The following is a 17,049-nucleotide window of genomic DNA, read 5'->3' on the forward strand; positions in this document are numbered from 1 at the left end:
CCGAGAAGAGCACCTGCTGATGGCCGTCATCGACGCGGTCGACACGCTCGTCGACGACTTCGATCTGATCGACTTCCTGCACACGCTGTGTGATCGCTGTGTCGAACTGCTCGACGTGTCGACGGTGGGGGTCATGCTCGAAGACCCCCACGGAAAGCTGCAGTTGATCGCTGCCTCCGACGAACACACCCGCCTGCTGGAACTCTTTGCCCTCCAGCACGATCAGGGCCCCTGCGTGGACTGCCACCGCAGCGGCACCGCACGGCTGAACATCGACCTCACCTCGCCGATGGAGACAGGCTCCTTCCCCGTCTTCGCGGCCCGGGCCCGCGAGAGCGGTTTCGTCACCACCCACGCCCTGCCGATGCGTCTGCGCGCTACGGTCATCGGCGCGATGAACCTGTTCGACACCCGCCGGCAGGACCTTTCCGCCGCTGACGCCCGGGTTGCCCAGGCGCTGTCGGACGTGGCGACCATCGCCATCCTCCAACACCGCACCGTCGCCCACGCCAACCTGCAACGCTCCCAGATGCATGCGGCCCTCAAGAGCCGCATCTACATCGAGCAGGCCAAGGGCATCCTCGCCGAACGCTGGGATGCCAGCGTCGACGATGCTTTTGACGCGCTGCGCCGTCATGCCCGCGCCCACCGGCTCGGCCTGACGCAGGTCTGCCGCCAACTCATCGACGGCCAACTCGACACCACCGCCATAGAACGCACCTGACCTTTCCCCCCTGCCAGGCAGCCGGGGACACGACCGCTCCTGGCCCCGCAGGCTTGTACCGCTTCCTCTGGTGAGGCAGTGAGGCACTCCATGGATGACGAGAACCATCGCGCAGCCTGGCACCGAATCAGCACCGCCGACGGAGGCACCAGCCTGGCCGCCGCCGCACGAACCTGCGCGGCGGATCCGGACGCCGACAGCCTCGGCGTGAGCCTGGTCGCCGCCGGTGAACTGCGCATCATGGGCCACGCCAGCGACGAGCGCGCCCGCCTGTGTGTCGCTGCTGTGGACTTCTACCGCGCCGCGCCCGGCCTTCTCCCGGCCCGGGACAAGTGCCGCGCCAGCGCCTACGCCCGCATCCTCGCCCTGCTCGCCATCGACGAACACCCCCACCTGCTGCCCGCCCCGCCCCATCCGGCCCGGCCCGGCCCGGCCCGCAGGGCTACCCGCCCAGCACCCAGCCGGCCGCGGGCGTCCTGGCCGAGATGCAGCAACTGTCCCCGGACGACGCCGTGGCCCGTATCCGCGCCCACGCAGCTTTCGAGGGCTCCCGGCCGCGTAACGCGGACGCGGACGCGGCCGGCCCAGCAAAGCTGCCTACCCCTGGCGCTGTTCGACGCCTACTTGATACTGCCGGGCTCCTCCTCGCCCCGCCGAATCCCGTCCCGGGGACCAGCCGCCCAGCCCCGGAATCAGTACCGCCGCCACCGCCAGGTGCATCAAAGCCAGCGCGGCCCGGGTACCGCCGTCCATGCCGTCGCCGGTCAACGGCAGGAAAGACGCGGCCAGTACGGCACTGGCGACCACGGTCCAGATGGCGCGGGCACGCCGCACCCCGAACCGCTCCAGGGCGGCCAGCAGCCCCCAGCCGGACAGCGACGCGAGCAGGGCGACGACCGCCACAGCGCCGGCGCCGATGTCGAGCGTCTGCTCGCCGTCGGCGATCCGTACCCGGTGCCCCAGCAGTGGGTCCACGGCCAGCCACACCAGGACAGGGGCCAGGGCGGCCGCAGCCATCACCGCCAGGCGCCTTGTTAACGCGCTCACTTGGTGCCCCCTGTGAGAGCCCCGTGCAGGAAGACCTCCACCAGCTCTTGCGGGGTCAGGTCGGGCTCCTCCTCGGTCCGCGGCTGGATGAACAGCAGCCCGAAGAACAGGGCGGCGATCTGCTCCGGCGGTCGGCGCAAAGCGGCCTTGTCGGGTCCCAGCAGCTCCGCGAGAGCCGCGCGGATACGGGTCGCCGACTCCTCGCGGCCCGCGCCGCGCACCGTGCCGGGGTGTTTGCCGCCGCCATGCCCCAGCGAACCCATGATCGCGCCCATCCTGGCCATGTGCGCCTGCAGCGCCTCGGCCGCCTCCGCGAGCCGTTCGGGCAGCGGCTGGGACACGTCGATCGCGTCGAGCTCGCGGACCGCGTGCTCGGGTGAGAGTGCCTCGGCGATGCAGGCCTGCAGCAGCTCGTCCTTGTCGGCGAAGACCCGGAAGATCGTGCCCTCTCCGATGCCCGCGGCGCGGGCGATCTTCGCGGTCGTCACCGCGGCGCCGTACTCGGCGATCAGCGGGATCGCCGTACGGATGATCATTTCGCGGCGCTGCTCCGGCGACATGGCGGGAGCGCGGCGGCGGGTGGTCTGGTCCTGGTTCTCCTTGGGTGGTGTCATGACCGCAAGAGTACGGAGTGAGTGCTCACTCCGTCAATGAGTGAGCACTCACTCCGCGAGCCTTTCTGTACGTGGCTCCTGGCCATGGCTGCCCATCGCTGCAATCGGAGGCGACTGGGCCGTGGCTAGGGTGGGCGGCCGCACCCCCTCTCCCGCTTTCGGAGGCTCGCGCCCCATGGATCCGCTGATCCGCCGTCACCTCACGGCCCTGCAGCTGTGTTTCGCGATACCCGGCCTGGCGCTCGCCACCTGGGTGACCCGGACCCCTGACGTCCGGGACCGGCTCGGCGCCTCGACCGCCGAGATGGGCCTGGTGCTCTTCGGCATGTCGATCGGCTCCATGCTCGGCATCCTGGCAGCCGGCGCCCTGGTCGCCCGCTTCTCGACCCGCCCCGTCATCGTCACCTGCATGACCCTGGTCCTGGCCAGCGTGGGGGCGATGGCTCTGGGCGCGGCCATGGCCTCGGCCCTGGTGGTGGCCTTCGGGCTGCTGCTCTTCGGCGCCGGAATGGGGCTTTCGGAGGTGGCCAGCAACGTCGACGGTTCCGGCGTGGAGCAAGAACTCGGCCGCCCCGCGTTGCCGGCCATGCACGGCTGCTACAGCCTCGGCACCGTGGTCGGGGCGGGCCTCGGGGTGGCCGGCGCCTCGGTGGGCTTCCCGGTGCCCTGGCATCTGGCGGGCGTACTGCTGCTGGCCGTCGCGCTGTTCGCCTTCGCCTTGCCCAGGCTGCGTCCCGGCATCGGCCGTCGCCCCCGGACCGCCGGCCAGGGCGCCGCCGGGACATCGGCCACCGCCGACGCCCGTGCGACCACCGCCGACGCCGGTGCGACCGACGCTGCCGGAGGGGTCCGCGAACAGCGGCTGTACCTCGATCCGCGGCTGCTGCTCATCGGCGGCGTGGTGCTCGGCATGACGCTGGCCGAGGGAGCCGCCACCGACTGGCTGCCGCTGTTGATGGTCGACGGTCACGACATGCCCGCGGGACTCGGGTCGTTGGTGTACGCGGGCTTCGCTGCCGCCATGGCGGCCGGCCGCTTCGCCGGTGGCCCCGTGGTGGCCCGCTTCGGCCGCCCGGTGGTGCTCGGCTGCGGTGCGCTGTTGACGGCCGTCGGGGTTTCCCTGGTGTCCTTCGTGGACCCCCCGGTGGCGGCCGGCTGCGCCGTGCTCCTGTGGGGCCTCGGTACGTCCCTCGGCTTCCCGCTGGCTCTCTCTGCCGCTGGCGAGTCCGGTCCGGACACGGCCGGCCGCGTCGCACTGACCTCCCGGATCGGTTACGTGGCGCTGCTCGCGGGGCCGCCGGCGCTTGGCTTCCTCGGCGAACATCACGGGCTGCGCGCCGCGATGGTCCCGGTTCTGTTGCTCATGCTGGTTGCTGCCGCGCTCTCCCCCGCCGCTGCCTCCCGGCCTCAGCCCCGGCGCCCTGCGACGGCGGCCGGCCGGCCCTCGGATGTCCGGCGTGCCCTGCCGGCCGCACCCGACCAGGACTCCGCAGGCAGATCGGATTCCACCCACAGCCAGTGGTAGCCCTATGTCATACGTCGGGCTGTCCGCGGACCTCTCTGGCCATCTCCGGCGAACACCCTGAGCATGGTGCTCAGCCGCCGCGTTCACTGCCGTCTGCCCTCTGCACTTGAGAACTCCCAATCCCCGGACGCCGTGATCCACGTACACCACACTGGGAACACCTCGTGCCTGGAACACCTCATGCCTGGCACACCCCGTGGGTGCACAAGAGAAGGGGAGGACGTGAGCGAGAGCCAACACCCGTCAGACGGGTCGGGCAGGCTGAACACCGCTGTCGCGCACAACGCACGCGTGTGGAACTACTGGATCGGCGGGAAGGACAACTACGAGGTCGACCGGCAAGTGGGCGGTCAGGTCGCCTCGATGTTCCCGGTGATCCGAGACGTGGCCCGCGCCGACCGCCAGTTCCTCGGCCGCACGGTCCAATTCCTGACCGCCGACTGCGAAGTACGGCAGTTCCTGGACATCGGGACCGGTCTGCCGACCCTCGACAACACTCACGAGATCGCCCAGCGGATCGCACCCGAATCCCGGATCGTCTACGTCGACAACGACCCCATCGTGCTGGTCCACGCCCGCAGCCTGCTGACGGGCACCGCCCTGGGGGCCACCGACTACATCGACACCGATGTCCGCGACCCTGACGCCGTCATGCAGGGCGCGTCGGCAACCCTCGATCTCGACCGACCCGTCGCGGTCATGATGCTGGGCATCCTCAACTTCGTTCTCGACACGGGTGAGGCACGTGAGATCGTGCGCCGGATCATGGCCTCGGTTCCCTCCGGCAGCTATCTGGCCCTGACCCACCCCACCACTGACACCGATGTGGGTGGCGAGGGCAATGTCGAGGCCATGGCGTTCTGGAACAAGAACGCCACACCGCCCATCACCGCCCGCAGCCGCGAGGAGATCAGCTCCTTCTTCGACGGGCTGCACCTCGTCGCCCCGGGCCTGGTGTCGTGCGCACGATGGCGTACTGACCCCAACTCCGCTCCCGTGCTCCCGCAGTTCGGTGGCGTTGCACGCAAACCCTGAACCCCGCCGAACTCTCGGGCCCCAGGTCTTTCCGACCCCGGGCTGCCTGCTCGACCCATCACACAGCAGGTGCCCGCCCCCGGGACACAGGGGCGGGCACCTTGCTCTTACGCTCGGCTCTTCCCCGCGGGGGCGGCCGGCTGGTCGTCCGTGAGGGTGAGTGGAGACCGTTTGATGCTTCCTCTAGAGGTCTCTGGAAATGAGGTCTCTAGAAATAATGCTTGCGGCCGCCCACCGCGCGACCGGTCGCGCCCAGGATCCACAGGGCAGCGCCGACGACGACCAGGATTCCGCCGACCGTCGTCAGCAAGGAGATACCGGCGAGCACGCCGATGAGGAGCAAAATAACGCCAAGGACAATCATGGTCATTCCTATCGTCAAGTGTCGTCGGTATGCGCGGGCCCTCAGTCCGGCCTGCGGCACCTGTCCCGCCCTCCGCACAGCCCGGAGCGGGTGAACCTGCCACCCGCGAACCGTGCGGTTGCTGAGCCCTCTGTCGTGCAAGCTCCGAGTGCCCAACTCTTGCCGCCTAATGCATGGGCAAATCAACACGGTGCCTTTGCCCCGACTGGGGCACTTCTGCTCCCCTGCGTGTGACGCGTCGGCCGGGCTCACCCAGCATGCTTCCGGCTGGACAGGGGACGGCGCTGGCAGATCTTCCCTCGCGTGTGCCGAAGGGCCAGGTCAGCGACGCATTCGGCGCTGCGTCAGGTGGCGCAACACTTCCGCAACACCACCATCCCTACCGGATAGGTATGGTTCCGGCCATGCCGCCCACCGATCGCATCCGAGACCACGCAGGCCAGGGCGCGCCCACCGTCGCCGCCCAGCGCACGCGGCGTCGGTTGCGCGCGGACCGGGCACGCCAGCTCGCCGACCTGCTGCGCCACCAGCTCCTCACCGGGGGCTTTCCGGCCGGCACCCTCCCGCACGAGTTGACCCTCGCCGCCGACTACCGTGCCTCGCGCAACACCGTCCGCCAGGCCCTCGACCTCCTGCGCGCCGAGGGCCTCGTGGACCGTCTCCCGGGCGTCGGCACGGTGGTGGTCGCCCAGAAGTACCCGCACGGGCTCGACTGTCTGATGGGCCTCGCGGAAACCCTGCGCGAACACGGACAGGTCACCAACGAGGTCCGCACCATGGGCCCCGCCCCGGCTCCCACCCCCGTCGCCGAACGTCTTCGCGTCCCACCTGGCGCGGACGTCCTCTACATCGAACGTCTGCGCCGCCTCAACGGCCTCCCCCTCTCCCTCGACCTCACCTACATCCCCCTCGACATCGGCACCGCCCTGCTCGACGCCGACCTGGAGAACACCGATGTCTTCCGCCTCCTGGAAGCCATCACCGGCCGGCGGCTCGGTCACGCCGAGATCACCCTGGAGGCGGTGAACGCGGACGCCCACTCCGCCACCGTCCTGGAAGCCCCGCGCGGCGCGGCCGTTCTGATGCTGGAACGGCTCACCCACCTCTCGGACGGCCGCCCGGTCGACCTGGAGTTCATCCGCTTCCGCGGCGACCGCATCACCATGAGCGGCCTGCTGCACCGCTCCCTGTAGACACCACTCCCGCCCCACAGCTCACCTTCCTGGAGACAGCCATGACTTTGGCGCCCCAGCGGGCCGACGTGCCCGTGACCATCGACGAGTCGAAGTGCATCGACGGCTGCACGCTCTGCGTGGACATGTGTCCGCTGGACTCCCTCGCCATCGACGAGAGCAACGGCAAGGCCTACATGCACGTCGACGAGTGCTGGTACTGCGGCCCGTGCGCGGCCCGCTGTCCCACCGGAGCCGTCACGGTCAACATGCCCTATCTCCTCCGCTGAGAGGCCCCAACTCCCATGAAACGCACGGCAGTCGCACTCGCCGCATCCGCTCTGCTGCTCCCCTTGTCCGCCTGCGGCGGCAGCGCCGAGGCGGGCAGCGGCTCCACGGTCACGATCACCGTCGGCTACCAGTCCAAGACCATCAACACGGTCACGGCCGGCACCCTCCTGCGCTCCCTCGGCTCCTTCGAGAAGCAGTTGAACTCCCTGCGGGACGGCAAGACGTACAAGGTCGACTGGCAGGATTACGCCACCGGCGCCCCGATCACCGCGCAGATGACCGCGGGGAAGATCGACATCGGCTCGATGGGTGACTTCCCGCTGCTCATCAACGCGGCCCGCGGCAAGCAGCTGGGCAAGCCCACCCACCTGGTCTCGGTCACCGGCTACAACCTCAAGGGCGGCCTGAACACGGTCGTCGTCCCGCCGAAGTCCAAGCTCACCTCCCTGAAGGACCTGAAGGGCAAGAAGGTCTCCACGAGCGTCGGGTCAGCCGCCGACGGCACCCTCGTACGGGCCCTGCAGCGGGCGGGCATCGATCCGGAGCAGGGCATCGAGAAGCTCAACCAGCAGCCGGCGGTGGGCGCCTCGGCCCTGTCGGCGGGCAGCGCGGACGCGCTGTCGCAGTTCGTCGCCTGGCCGGGCCTGCTCGCACACCAGGGCAAGGCGAAGGCCCTGTACGACGGCGCCCGCCTGAACCTGCCCACCTTCCACGGCGTCACCGCCCGCGAGGACTTCGCCAAGCAGCGCCCAGCCGTGCTCGAGGCGTTCTTGAAGGCCCAGGCGGAGGCGACCAACTACCTCAACACCCATCCGGTGCAGGCTGCCGAGAAGGTCGCCGAGGCCACCGGCCTGCCGGCCGAGGTCGTCTACCTCTACAACGGCGCCCACGGCATCTCCACCTTCGACCCGGCCGTCAAACCGCGGCTCGTCTCCGCGCTCAAGCAGGACGTGGCGGTCCTGAAGGCGGCCAAGCTGACCGGCGACATCGACGTGGACTCCTTCGTCGACGACCGGTACATCAAAAAGGCCCTCGGCGCCGGCTACGCCAAGCAGCTCGCCGCCACCCCGCCCGCCGCCGCGAGCGAGGTCTGGCCCAAGGGCAGCGCGAAGACCCGGAGCTTCACCTCCCCCACCGAGCTCCTGGCGTACGTCGACCGGCACAAGGACAGCGTCCGCGCCGCCTACGTCCCCGACGCCACCACCGGCACACTCTGGTTCGCCGACAAGGCCCTCTGGGTGGCGGACGGCAAGCAGCTGCTGCCTTTCGTCGCCGCGGAAACCGCGCAGGCCTACGTGGCCGCTCACCCCGGCGCCCAGCCGATCACGTACGCGGACGCCCTGGGACGGGCCTCGTGAGCCACTACCCCCGTCGGGCGGGCCGGCTCGCGCTGCGGGCCGGCTCGCTGGCCGCCGCCCTTGGCCTGTGGCAGCTGCTGACCAGCTTCGACGTGGACCTGTGGGTGCGCTTCTCGCAGTTCCCGACGGTCACCGACGTGGGCCGCGCCTTCACCAACCGGCTCTCGGGCCCCGACTACTGGACCGACCTCACCGACAGCCTCACCCGGATCGTGACCGGCTTCGTGCTCGCGGCCGTCCTGGGCGTGGCCACCGGCGTGCTCGTGACCCGCTCGCGGCTCGCCGAGGACCTGCTCGGCCCGGTCCTCGAAGTCGTGCGGCCCGTCCCGGCCATCGCCATGGTCCCCGTCGCGATCCTCCTGTTCCCCTCCAACGAACAGGGCATCGTCTTCATCACCTTCACCGCCGCCTTCTTCCCGGTGCTGGTCTCCACCCGGCACGCGGTGCGCGCGCTGACCCCGGTGTGGGAGGAAGCGGTGCGCACCATGGGCGGCGGCCGGTGGCGGATCCTGGGCTCGGTCGTCCTGCCGGGCGCGCTGCCCGGCATCTTCGGCGGCCTGTCCGTGGGCATCGGCGTGTCCTGGATCTGCGTGATCTCCGCCGAGATGATCTCCGGCCAGTACGGCGTCGGCTACCGCACCTGGCAGGACTACACGATCGTCAACTACCCCGGGGTCTTCGTCGGCATGGTCACCATCGGCCTGCTCGGCTGGCTGACCTCCACCGCGGTCGAGCTGATCGGGCGCCGCCTGACCCACTGGCTGCCACGCACCTCGTATGACCCCGGCGCCCGGCCCCGCCCCGCACGGACCCCGGCACCCACCATCAAACCCAGCAAGCCCGAGGAGGCACGCGATGGGCACCTCGTCTGAGACCAGGCCGGCCGACGCCCCGAGCGCGTCGGCGCCACCGCGCGGCACCCGCCTGACCCTCCGCGGCGCCACGCTCGGCCGATCGGGCACCCCGGCCGTGGCCGACATCGACCTGGACGTCGCCCCCGGCGAGATCCTCACCGTCGTCGGCCCCTCCGGCTGCGGCAAGTCGACCCTGCTGCGCACCTTCGCCGGGCTGCTGCCCACGCTGGAGGGGGCAGTGGAACAAGACGGCCGGCCGGTGACCGGCCCGGGCGCGGAGCGGTCACTGGTCTTCCAGGAGGACGCCCTGCTGCCCTGGCGCACCCTGCGTGCCAACGTGGAACTGCCCCTGGCCATCCAGGGACTGCCACGCACGCAACGCAGGGAGCAGGCCGAAGCCTGGTTGCAGCGGGTCGGACTCGCCGACCAGGAACGGCGGTTGCCGCACCGCGTGTCCGGCGGACAGCGCCAGCGCGCCCAGCTGGCCCGCGCCCTCGCAGGACGCCCACGCGCCGTCCTCATGGACGAACCGTTCGGCGCGCTCGACGCCCAGACCCGCGCCGGCATGCAGGACCTGCTGGTGGAGGTGCTGCACGGCACGGGCGCGACCGTCGTCTTCGTCACCCACGACGTCGACGAGGCCCTGTTCCTCGGCGACCGCGTGGCCCTGCTCGGCGCCGGCCACCTCATCGCCGTACGCGACGTGCCGCGCCCGCGCGAGCGCGCCGCCCATGACGACGCGGCGCGCGGAGGACTGCGTCGCGACATCCTCACCTCGCTCGGTACCTGAAAGGCCCCCGGTGACCCCCCTCGTGAACACCCCACCCGAGATCCCCGCCCTCCGCGACGCCGAGGAACTGACCTGCGACGTCCTGGTCATCGGCGGCGGCACCGCCGGCACCATGGCCGCCCTGACCGCCGCCGAGCACGGCGCGGACGTCCTGCTCCTTGAGAAGGCGCATGTGCGCCACTCCGGCGCGCTCGCCATGGGCATGGACGGCGTCAACAACGCCGTCATCCCCGGCCGCGCCGAGCCCGACGATTACGTCGCCGAGATCACCCGCGCCAACGACGGCATCGTCGACCAGTCCACCGTCCGCCAGACCGCCACCCGCGGCTTCGCCATGGTCCAGCGCCTGGAGTCCTACGGCGTGAAGTTCGAGAAGGACGAGCACGGCGAGTACGCGGTCCGCCAGGTGCACCGCTCGGGCTCCTATGTGCTGCCGATGCCGGAGGGCAAGGACGTCAAGAAGGTCCTGTACCGGCAACTGCGGCGACGCGAGATGCGCGAGCGGATCCGGATCGAGAACCGGGTGATGCCGGTGCGCGTGCTGACCGCCGAGGGGCGCGCCGTGGGCGCGGTCGGCTTCAACACCCGTACCGGAGCGTTCGTCACCGTCCGCGCGGGCGCGGTGATCCTCGCGACCGGCGCCTGCGGCCGCCTGGGCCTGCCCGCCTCCGGCTACCTGTACGGCACGTACGAGAACCCGACCAACGCGGGCGACGGCTACGCGATGGCCTACCACGCGGGCGCGGAGCTCACCGGCATCGAGTGCTTCCAGATCAACCCGCTGATCAAGGACTACAACGGCCCCGCCTGCGCCTACGTCGCCAACCCCTTCGGCGGCTACCAGGTCAACCGGCACGGCGAGCGCTTCGTCGACTCCGACTACTGGTCGGGGCAGATGATGGCCGAGTTCGCCGCGGAGGTGGCGAGCGACCGGGGCCCGGTGTACCTGAAGCTGAGCCATCTCCCGGAGGAGTCGGTCTCGGCGCTCGAGTCGATCCTGCACTCCACGGAGCGCCCGACGCGCGGCACCTTCCACGCGGGCCGCGGCCACGACTACCGCACCCACGACGTGGAGATGCACATCTCCGAGATCGGCCTGTGCGGCGGCCACTCGGCATCGGGGGTACGGGTCGACGACCACGCTCGCACGACCGTTCCCCGGCTGTACGCCGCTGGGGACCTGGCCTGCGTCCCCCACAACTACATGATCGGCGCGTTCGTCTTCGGGGACCTCGCGGGCGCGAACGCGGCCCAGTACACGCCCTACGAAGGGGAGTTGCCCCACGACCAGCTCCGCACGGCGCACGAACTGATCTACCGCCCCCTGCGCAACCCCGACGGCCCGCCGCAGCCCCAGATCGAGTACAAGCTGCGCCGCTTCGTGAACGACTACGTGGCCCCGCCGAAGACCGGCGCCCGCCTCTCCCTGGCCCTGGAGGCGTTCGAGCGGATGCGCGACGACATCGCCACGATGGGCGCCCGCACCCCGCACGAGCTGATGCGCTGCGCGGAGGTCACTTTCATCCGCGACTGCGCGGAGATGGCCGCGCGCGCTTCACTGGCCCGCACGGAGTCCCGTTGGGGCCTCTACCACGAGCGCCTCGACCACCCGCAGCGCGACGACGCGTCCTGGTTCCACCACCTCGATCTCCGCAAGTCCTCCTCGGGGACGATGGAGTTCACGGCCCGGCCCGTGACCCCCTACCTGGTGCCGGTGGACGGTTTCACCCCGGTCGGGGGCCCCTCCCGTCACCTCGGCGAGGTCCACGCGGAACAAGTGGCGACAGCGGGCGCCCGGGAGGCGGCACCGGGGTTGCGACAGGAGCCCGCCACGACCGGCCCCACCCTCCACGCCGCCGCCGAGGCGGACGTGCCGGCCTCGCCTCGCCTGCTCGACCTGCTCTCCCTCACGGAGAAGGATCCCGACCTGGCCGCCCTCGCCCCCTACTTGAGCGACCCCGAACCCACCGTGCGCCGTACGGCCGTCACGGTCCTGACCGAGACCGTGCCACCGGGGACCGGGCCGGCGCTGGCCGCGGCGCTCGCCGACCCCGACGTCGGCGTCCGCGCCGCCGCGGCCGCCTCACTGCGGGAACTGGTCGAGACCCTGCCTCCCGAGCCGGCCCTGCGCGACGGCCTCGCCGCCGCCCTGGTCGAGGCCGACCCCGTGGTCCGCGCCGCCGCGCTGGACCTCCTGCGCGCCCTGCGCCTGGGGGACGTGGGGCTGTTCGCGAACGCGCTGTCGGACGCGGACATCACCGTGCGCATCGAGGCCGTGCGCGCGCTGGTGTCGGTTGACGCCGTAGGAGAGATGGCCCGCGCGGCGACCGTCGATCCGTCGCGCGAGGTCCGCGTCACCATCGCCAAGGCCCTGGCCGCCGCCGACCCGGACCCGAGCACCGCCCACGCGGTCCACTCGGCCCTCTCCCAGCTCGTGGACGATCCCGATCCTCTGGTCCGTGGGGCCGCCTACGGGGCGCTGGGCACCGCGGGCTGCCCGGCCGCCCTGGCCACCCGCGCCGAGGCGGCCCTGGCCGACCCGGCCTGGCAGGTGCGCGCCGGCGCCGCCACCGCCCTGTCCGCCGCAGATCCCGACGTCGCCGTCCCCGCACTCGCCAAGGCCGCCGCCGACCCCAACGCCGACGTCCGCAAGTCCGCCGTACTGGCCCTGACCCGTCACCGTGCCACCCAGGACGCCCGAGCGGCCCTGACCGGCGCGACGACGGACTCGGACGCCGACGTCAGGGCCTATGCGGCGCGGGCGCTGTGACCCTCATCTGCCGGCCGCGGCGAAGGGAACCTGCGCCGGGGAGCCCGCCGGTTTGCCGAACGGGTGCTGCCACAGCCGCCGCGCCTGGAGCTTCGGCAGGACGCCCTCGCCGAACCAGTACGCCTCCTCCAGGTGCGGATAGCCGGAGAGGATGAACTCCTCGATGCCCAGGTCGGCGTACTCCTTGATCCGCTCGGCGACCTCGTCGTGGCTGCCGACCAGGGCCGTGCCCGCTCCCCCGCGCACGAGCCCGATACCGGCCCACAGGTTGGGGTGGATCTCCAGGCCGTCGCGGTTGCCGCCGCCGTGCAGGCCGAGCATGCGCTGCTGTCCCTCGGACTCGCTGCGGGCGAGCCCGGCCTGCACGGACGCCACGGTGTCGGCGTCGAATCCGTCGAGGAGCCGGTTCGCCTCCGCCCAGGCCTGCTCGGCGGTGTCCCGGGTGATGACGTGCAGCCGGATGCCGAAGCGCAGGGTGCGGCCCTCCTTCGCCGCCAGCGACCGGATCCAGGCGATCTTCTTGGCGACGGCGGCCGGGGGTTCGCCCCAGGTGAGGTAGGTGTCGACGTACCGGGCGGCGACCTCTCCCGCCGCGGGCGAGGAGCCGCCGAAGTACACCTCGGGTACCGGGTCGGGCAGCCGGGCCAGCGTGGCGTCTTCCACGCGCAGGTGCTCCCCGTTCAGGTCGACGCTCTTGCCTCCCCACAGTTCGCGGACGATCTGCAGGAATTCGCCGGTACGGCGGTAGCGGTCGTCCTTGTCGAGGAAGTCGCCGTAGGCGCGCTGCTCGTGGCTCTCCCCTCCGGTGACGACGTTGAGCAGCAGCCGTCCGCCGGACTGCCGCTGGAAGGTGGACGCCATCTGCGCGGCGAGCGTGGGCGAGACGAAACCGGGCCGGAAGGCGACGAGGAACTTCAGGCGCTCGGTGTGCTGGCTGACCATCGCGGTGGTCAGCCAGGCGTCCTCGCACCAGGCCCCGGTGGGGGTGAGCGCGCCGACGAAGCCCAGGTCCTCGGCAGCGCGGGCGATCTGGCTGAGGTAGGCGACCGTCGGCGGCCGGTCCCGGCCGGCCGCGGTGGCGGGGGTGCCGTGGCCGCCGCCGACGACGTGACGGCTGTCGCCGTTGGTGGGCAGGAACCAATGGAAGGTGAGGGACACGTGGGGCTCCGATCAGGGGTGCGCTCAGAAGGTGTTCGTCACAGGAGGCCGTGCCGGGGCGGCCTGGTGCCGCTGAGCACGTAGCGGCCGATGTGCTGGACCTTCCAGCGGGTGGGGTCGTGCAGGGTGTGGGTGCGGGCGTCGCGCCAGTGGCGGTGCAGCCCCAGGGAGTCCAGCGCCGAGCGGGTGCCGGCGACCTCGAAGAGGGCACTGCCGATCTCCACGGCTGCCTCCGCCGCCGTCACCTTGGCGGCGGCCACCGCGATGGAGGCTTCGGCGGCCGAGGCGTCGGTCAGGCCGGCGCGGGCGGCGTCGACGGCTCTGGCGGCCTCGCGCAGCAGCGCCTGGGCGGCGCGTGCGCGGATCGCCAGTTCGCCGAAGCGCTGGATGAGCAGCGGGTCCTGCGCCGCACTCTCGAAGCCGCTCTCGAACCAGGGGCGGCTCCTGGTCCGCACGAACTCCACCGCCTCCGCCAGTGCTCCGGAGGCGATGCCCGCGTCGATGGCGGCGTGCAGCAACTGGGCTATGGCGCCGTGCAGTTGCGGGCCCTGGAAGGTGAGGTGGTGCGCCACCACCCGGTCGGCGGGGACGGGCACCGACTCCAGGCGGACGGTTCCGCTGGCGGTGGTGCGCTGCCCCATGCCGTCCCAGTCGTCCACGACCGTGAGGCCGGGCGCGTCGCGCGGCACGTACGCCACATGCAGGTGGTCGTCGTCGGCGCGGGCCAGGACGGGGATCCAGTCGGCGAACAGGGCGCCGGTGCAGTAGTGCTTGACGCCGTCGAGGACGTACGACCCGTCCGGGCGCCGCGCGAGCCGAGTGCGGATGTCCTGCACGTGCTTGGTGCCCGCCTCGGACTGGGCGTTGCCGAACCGTTTGCCCCGCAGCACCTCGCCGAAGAAGAACTCCTGTTGCCCGGGGCTCCCCTGGCGGCGCACCACGTTGACGTACACGAAGTGGCTCTGCGGGATCTGCGCGAGGCTGGCGTCGGCGGCGGCAAGCAGCCGGAAAATCTCGGCCAGCGTTTCCGCGCCGACGTCCGCGCCACCGAACTCGGCGGGCACGGTCACGGCCAGCAGACCCGACGCGGACAGCCGCTCCAGCTCCGCGTGCGGGAGCCGGCGCCGCGCGTCCCGTTCGGCGGCCTCCTTGCGGAACTCCGCGGCGAGTTCGGCGGCGACGGCGAGCGCCTCGGCGTCGTCGGCGATGACGGTCGCGGCGCTCATCCGGTGGCCGCCAGCACCGTCGTACGGCCGCCGAGCGCGGCGGAGAACAGGTCCGTGACCTGCGCGAGGGCCTCGGCGGTGCCGGGCGTGAGGGTGAGCGTGCCGTCGTCGCCGAGCGTGATGTCCTTGTCGAGCGTGAACCAGCCCGGGGTGATGTGGGCGGGGCCCAGGGAGCTGAGCACGGGGCGCAGGGCGTAGTCGATGGCCAGGACGTGGGCGGTGGTGCCGCCGGTCGCCAGCGGCAGGACGGTCTTGCCCGTCAGTGCGTACTGCGGGAGCAGGTCGAGCAGTGACTTCAGCAGGCCCGAGTAGGCGGCCTTGTAGACGGGGGTGCCGATCACGACGCCGTCCGCCTGCTCGAACAGGGCGGTGGCGCGGGTGATCGCCGGGTGGCCGAAGTCGGCGTGCAGCAGGGCCTCGGCGGGCAGGGTCCGCACGTCCAGTGGGATCACGTCGTGTTCCTGGGAGGTGAGGCGCTCGTCCAGGTGGCGCAGCAGCCGTGCGGTGCGGGAGGTGGCGGAGGGGCTGCCGGAAACGGACAGGATGGTGGCCATGGAAGGACCTTTCGCTTCTGTGTCGCGCGTGCGGGATGGCGGTCAGGCGTGGGCGGCGGTGGTCTCGGACTGGGGCTGGCGCGCCTCCAGTTCGCGTACGAGGGGCAGCACGCGCTTGCCGAAGTACTCGACTTCCTCCTGGTAGTGCAGGAAGCCGAGGAGGAAGAGGTCGACGCCCAGGCGCTTGTAGGCGACGATGCGTTCCGCGATCTGCTCAGGCGTGCCGATCAAACCCGTACGGAAGCCGTCGTTGTACTGGACGAGGTCCTCGAAGCTGGAGTCCTGCCACATGCCCTTGCCGTCCGCGGTGGAGGCCCCGGCCTGCTGGGCGGCGTCACGGAAGCCGTGGACGGCGGTGGTGTCGGCCTTGGCGACGATCTCGCGGAGCGTCTCGCGCGCCTCGGCCTCGGTGTCGCGGGCGATGAGGAAGCCGTTGAGGCCGAACCGCGGTGCCGTGCGCCCGGCTTCCAGGGCGGACGTGCGGACATCCGCGATCTGCTCGCTCACGCCGTCGAAATCCTTGCCGTTGCTGAAGTACCAGTCGGAGACCCGGCCCGCCATGGCGCGGGCGGCGCTGGAGTTGCCGCCCTGGAAGATCTCCGGGTGCGGTCGCTCGGCGGTGTTCAGCGGCTTGGGCTTGAGGGAGAAGTCGCGCAACCGGTAGAAGTCACCAGCGAGTTCGGCGTGGTCCTCGGTCCAGATCTGCTTCAGGGCGCGGATGAACTCCTCCGAGCGGCGGTAGCGCTCGTCGTGCTCGAGCCAGGGCTCGCCCAGGGCGGTGAACTCGCCCTTGAACCAGCCGCTGACGACGTTCACGGCGAAGCGCCCGCTGGACAAGTGGTCGGCGGTGGCGCCGAGTTTGGCCAGGACGCCGGGGTGCCACAGGCCGGGATGGACGGCGGCGATGACCTTAAGACGCTGGGTGGCGAGCAGCAGGGCGAGACTGAAGCTGGTCGACTCATGCTGGTACTCGGCGCCGTAGCTGGCCATGTAGCGGACCTGGCTGAGGGCGTAGTCGAAGCCGTTGTTCTCGGCGAGGACCGCCAGGTCGCGGTTGTACGCGTAGCCCCAGTCGGTGCGCTGCTCGATGGTGCTGGTGACCAGGCCGCCGCTGACGTTCGGCACCCAGTAGGCGAAACGGACGGGATCGGGTCCGGGAGATGCGGGCATGGAAACTCCAGGCGGGAAAATGCTGCTGCGGGCAGGACGAATGAGCTCCTGGGGAATTCAGGCACGCTGGAGCGGCGACGTTCCCGGGAAAGTCGTCAACGCGACGGCACGACAGTGCGAGCGAGCGACAGAGATCGACCGGGATCGGAATTCACGTCAGGAGATCGCAGACGGAGCGGGTGGGAGGGTTTCCCTCGGGTGCGCTCAGGCCTGACAACGACAGCAGGAGCTGGAGACACGCGCGAGGTCGACGTGGCGTCGACGCGTCAGGTCCAGTTGCTTCATGTCACCGATAGAACCAGCGCGGACTCCTGCCGGTCAAGAATTCCAGGGTGTCATTCCACATCCTGAGAGTCGGTATTCACGAGGTTGTGACAGGGTTTCCCTTGAACCCGGC

The 17,049-nt window shown here is 71.1% G+C and carries 17 protein-coding genes; 9 read left to right on the plus strand and 8 right to left on the minus strand.

Going from position 1 to position 17,049, the window contains the following annotated elements:
• Positions 1 to 19 precede the first annotated feature (19 nt).
• Positions 20 to 724, plus strand: coding sequence for a GAF and ANTAR domain-containing protein (locus AB0M70_RS32335; protein ID WP_365825597.1), 705 nt, complete (start codon positions 20 to 22; stop codon positions 722 to 724).
• Positions 725 to 1,321: 597 nt separating this feature from the next.
• Here AB0M70_RS32335 and AB0M70_RS32340 read toward each other — a convergent pair.
• Together AB0M70_RS32340 and AB0M70_RS32345 are read right to left on the minus strand one after the other, a co-directional pair.
• Positions 1,322 to 1,771 carry a DUF6069 family protein gene (locus AB0M70_RS32340; RefSeq protein WP_365825599.1) on the minus strand — a complete coding sequence of 150 codons (450 nt, stop codon included), beginning with the start codon at positions 1,769 to 1,771 and terminating at the stop codon, positions 1,322 to 1,324.
• The gene (locus tag AB0M70_RS32345) at positions 1,768 to 2,385 is read right to left on the minus strand and encodes a TetR/AcrR family transcriptional regulator (RefSeq protein ID WP_365825601.1); all 618 of its coding nucleotides are present in this window, start codon (positions 2,383 to 2,385) and stop codon (positions 1,768 to 1,770) included. Before AB0M70_RS32345 ends, AB0M70_RS32340 begins: the two co-directional genes overlap by 4 nt.
• A gap of 175 nt (positions 2,386 to 2,560) precedes the next feature.
• On the opposite strand from AB0M70_RS32345, the gene AB0M70_RS32350 reads away from it, so the two are divergent.
• Together AB0M70_RS32350 and AB0M70_RS32355 are read left to right on the plus strand one after the other, a co-directional pair.
• A complete protein-coding gene (locus tag AB0M70_RS32350; RefSeq protein ID WP_365825603.1) occupies positions 2,561 to 3,910 on the plus strand; it encodes an MFS transporter in 1,350 nt (449 codons plus the stop codon).
• Between the two features lie 222 nt (positions 3,911 to 4,132).
• Positions 4,133 to 4,945, plus strand: a complete 813-nt coding sequence (locus AB0M70_RS32355; RefSeq protein ID WP_365825604.1) for an SAM-dependent methyltransferase — start codon at positions 4,133 to 4,135, stop codon at positions 4,943 to 4,945.
• Positions 4,946 to 5,153: 208 nt separating this feature from the next.
• Here the strand turns inward: AB0M70_RS32355 and AB0M70_RS32360 are convergent, their stop codons facing one another.
• On the minus strand, positions 5,154 to 5,327 hold the full coding sequence (locus tag AB0M70_RS32360) for a DUF6131 family protein (protein WP_365825814.1): 174 nt from the start codon (positions 5,325 to 5,327) through the stop codon (positions 5,154 to 5,156).
• 386 nt (positions 5,328 to 5,713) lie between these two features.
• Between AB0M70_RS32360 and AB0M70_RS32365 the strand changes: the two genes are divergently transcribed.
• Genes AB0M70_RS32365 through AB0M70_RS32390 form a run of 6 tightly spaced genes read left to right on the plus strand, consistent with a single transcriptional unit; the run spans position 5,714 to position 12,544 of the window.
• On the plus strand, positions 5,714 to 6,502 hold the full coding sequence (locus AB0M70_RS32365) for a GntR family transcriptional regulator (protein WP_365825605.1): 789 nt from the start codon (positions 5,714 to 5,716) through the stop codon (positions 6,500 to 6,502).
• Positions 6,503 to 6,543: 41 nt separating this feature from the next.
• Positions 6,544 to 6,771 carry a ferredoxin family protein gene (locus AB0M70_RS32370; protein WP_020130156.1) on the plus strand — a complete coding sequence of 76 codons (228 nt, stop codon included), beginning with the start codon at positions 6,544 to 6,546 and terminating at the stop codon, positions 6,769 to 6,771.
• A 15-nt stretch (positions 6,772 to 6,786) separates the two neighbouring features.
• The gene (locus tag AB0M70_RS32375) at positions 6,787 to 8,130 is read left to right on the plus strand and encodes an ABC transporter substrate-binding protein (RefSeq protein ID WP_365825608.1); all 1,344 of its coding nucleotides are present in this window, start codon (positions 6,787 to 6,789) and stop codon (positions 8,128 to 8,130) included.
• Complete coding sequence (locus AB0M70_RS32380) at positions 8,127 to 9,002, plus strand: ABC transporter permease (protein WP_365825610.1); 876 nt, start codon at positions 8,127 to 8,129, stop codon at positions 9,000 to 9,002. The genes AB0M70_RS32375 and AB0M70_RS32380 overlap by 4 nt, the downstream gene beginning before the upstream one ends.
• Positions 8,986 to 9,774, plus strand: a complete 789-nt coding sequence (locus AB0M70_RS32385; RefSeq protein WP_365825612.1) for an ABC transporter ATP-binding protein — start codon at positions 8,986 to 8,988, stop codon at positions 9,772 to 9,774. Before AB0M70_RS32380 ends, AB0M70_RS32385 begins: the two co-directional genes overlap by 17 nt.
• A complete protein-coding gene (locus AB0M70_RS32390; protein WP_365825614.1) occupies positions 9,716 to 12,544 on the plus strand; it encodes a fumarate reductase/succinate dehydrogenase flavoprotein subunit in 2,829 nt (942 codons plus the stop codon). The genes AB0M70_RS32385 and AB0M70_RS32390 overlap by 59 nt, the downstream gene beginning before the upstream one ends.
• A gap of 3 nt (positions 12,545 to 12,547) precedes the next feature.
• Here the strand turns inward: AB0M70_RS32390 and AB0M70_RS32395 are convergent, their stop codons facing one another.
• The 5 genes from AB0M70_RS32395 to AB0M70_RS32415 form a co-directional block, all read right to left on the minus strand.
• Entirely contained in the window at positions 12,548 to 13,702 is a 1,155-nt protein-coding gene (locus AB0M70_RS32395) for an LLM class flavin-dependent oxidoreductase (RefSeq protein ID WP_365825616.1), read from the minus strand.
• 38 nt (positions 13,703 to 13,740) lie between these two features.
• A complete protein-coding gene (locus tag AB0M70_RS32400) occupies positions 13,741 to 14,928 on the minus strand; it encodes an SfnB family sulfur acquisition oxidoreductase (RefSeq protein WP_365825617.1) in 1,188 nt (395 codons plus the stop codon).
• The gene (gene ssuE / locus AB0M70_RS32405) at positions 14,925 to 15,482 is read right to left on the minus strand and encodes an NADPH-dependent FMN reductase (RefSeq protein ID WP_365825619.1); all 558 of its coding nucleotides are present in this window, start codon (positions 15,480 to 15,482) and stop codon (positions 14,925 to 14,927) included. The genes AB0M70_RS32400 and ssuE overlap by 4 nt, the downstream gene beginning before the upstream one ends.
• Positions 15,483 to 15,524: 42 nt before the next feature.
• A complete protein-coding gene (gene sfnG / locus AB0M70_RS32410; protein WP_365825621.1) occupies positions 15,525 to 16,652 on the minus strand; it encodes a dimethylsulfone monooxygenase SfnG in 1,128 nt (375 codons plus the stop codon).
• Positions 16,653 to 16,856: 204 nt separating this feature from the next.
• Positions 16,857 to 16,937: a putative leader peptide gene (locus AB0M70_RS32415; protein ID WP_365825808.1), complete on the minus strand. Its 81-nt coding sequence runs from the start codon at positions 16,935 to 16,937 to the stop codon at positions 16,857 to 16,859.
• Between the last annotated feature and the right edge of the window lie 112 nt (positions 16,938 to 17,049).

The organism is Streptomyces sp. NPDC051214 (assembly GCF_040682375.1).
In the GTDB taxonomy this organism is placed as follows: domain Bacteria; phylum Actinomycetota; class Actinomycetes; order Streptomycetales; family Streptomycetaceae; genus Streptomyces.

Coding starts and splice junctions, on each gene's coding strand:
- AB0M70_RS32375 (WP_365825608.1), top strand. CDS start 6,787: ATGAAACGCACGGCAGTCGCACTCGCCGCATCCGCTCTGCTGCTCCCC.
- AB0M70_RS32350 (WP_365825603.1), top strand. CDS start 2,561: ATGGATCCGCTGATCCGCCGTCACCTCACGGCCCTGCAGCTGTGTTTC.
- AB0M70_RS32400 (WP_365825617.1), bottom strand. CDS start 14,928: ATGAGCGCCGCGACCGTCATCGCCGACGACGCCGAGGCGCTCGCCGTC.
- AB0M70_RS32365 (WP_365825605.1), top strand. CDS start 5,714: ATGCCGCCCACCGATCGCATCCGAGACCACGCAGGCCAGGGCGCGCCC.
- ssuE (WP_365825619.1), bottom strand. CDS start 15,482: ATGGCCACCATCCTGTCCGTTTCCGGCAGCCCCTCCGCCACCTCCCGC.
- AB0M70_RS32345 (WP_365825601.1), bottom strand. CDS start 2,385: ATGACACCACCCAAGGAGAACCAGGACCAGACCACCCGCCGCCGCGCT.
- AB0M70_RS32415 (WP_365825808.1), bottom strand. CDS start 16,937: ATGAAGCAACTGGACCTGACGCGTCGACGCCACGTCGACCTCGCGCGT.
- sfnG (WP_365825621.1), bottom strand. CDS start 16,652: ATGCCCGCATCTCCCGGACCCGATCCCGTCCGTTTCGCCTACTGGGTG.
- AB0M70_RS32390 (WP_365825614.1), top strand. CDS start 9,716: ATGACGACGCGGCGCGCGGAGGACTGCGTCGCGACATCCTCACCTCGC.
- AB0M70_RS32385 (WP_365825612.1), top strand. CDS start 8,986: ATGGGCACCTCGTCTGAGACCAGGCCGGCCGACGCCCCGAGCGCGTCG.
- AB0M70_RS32335 (WP_365825597.1), top strand. CDS start 20: ATGGCCGTCATCGACGCGGTCGACACGCTCGTCGACGACTTCGATCTG.
- AB0M70_RS32370 (WP_020130156.1), top strand. CDS start 6,544: ATGACTTTGGCGCCCCAGCGGGCCGACGTGCCCGTGACCATCGACGAG.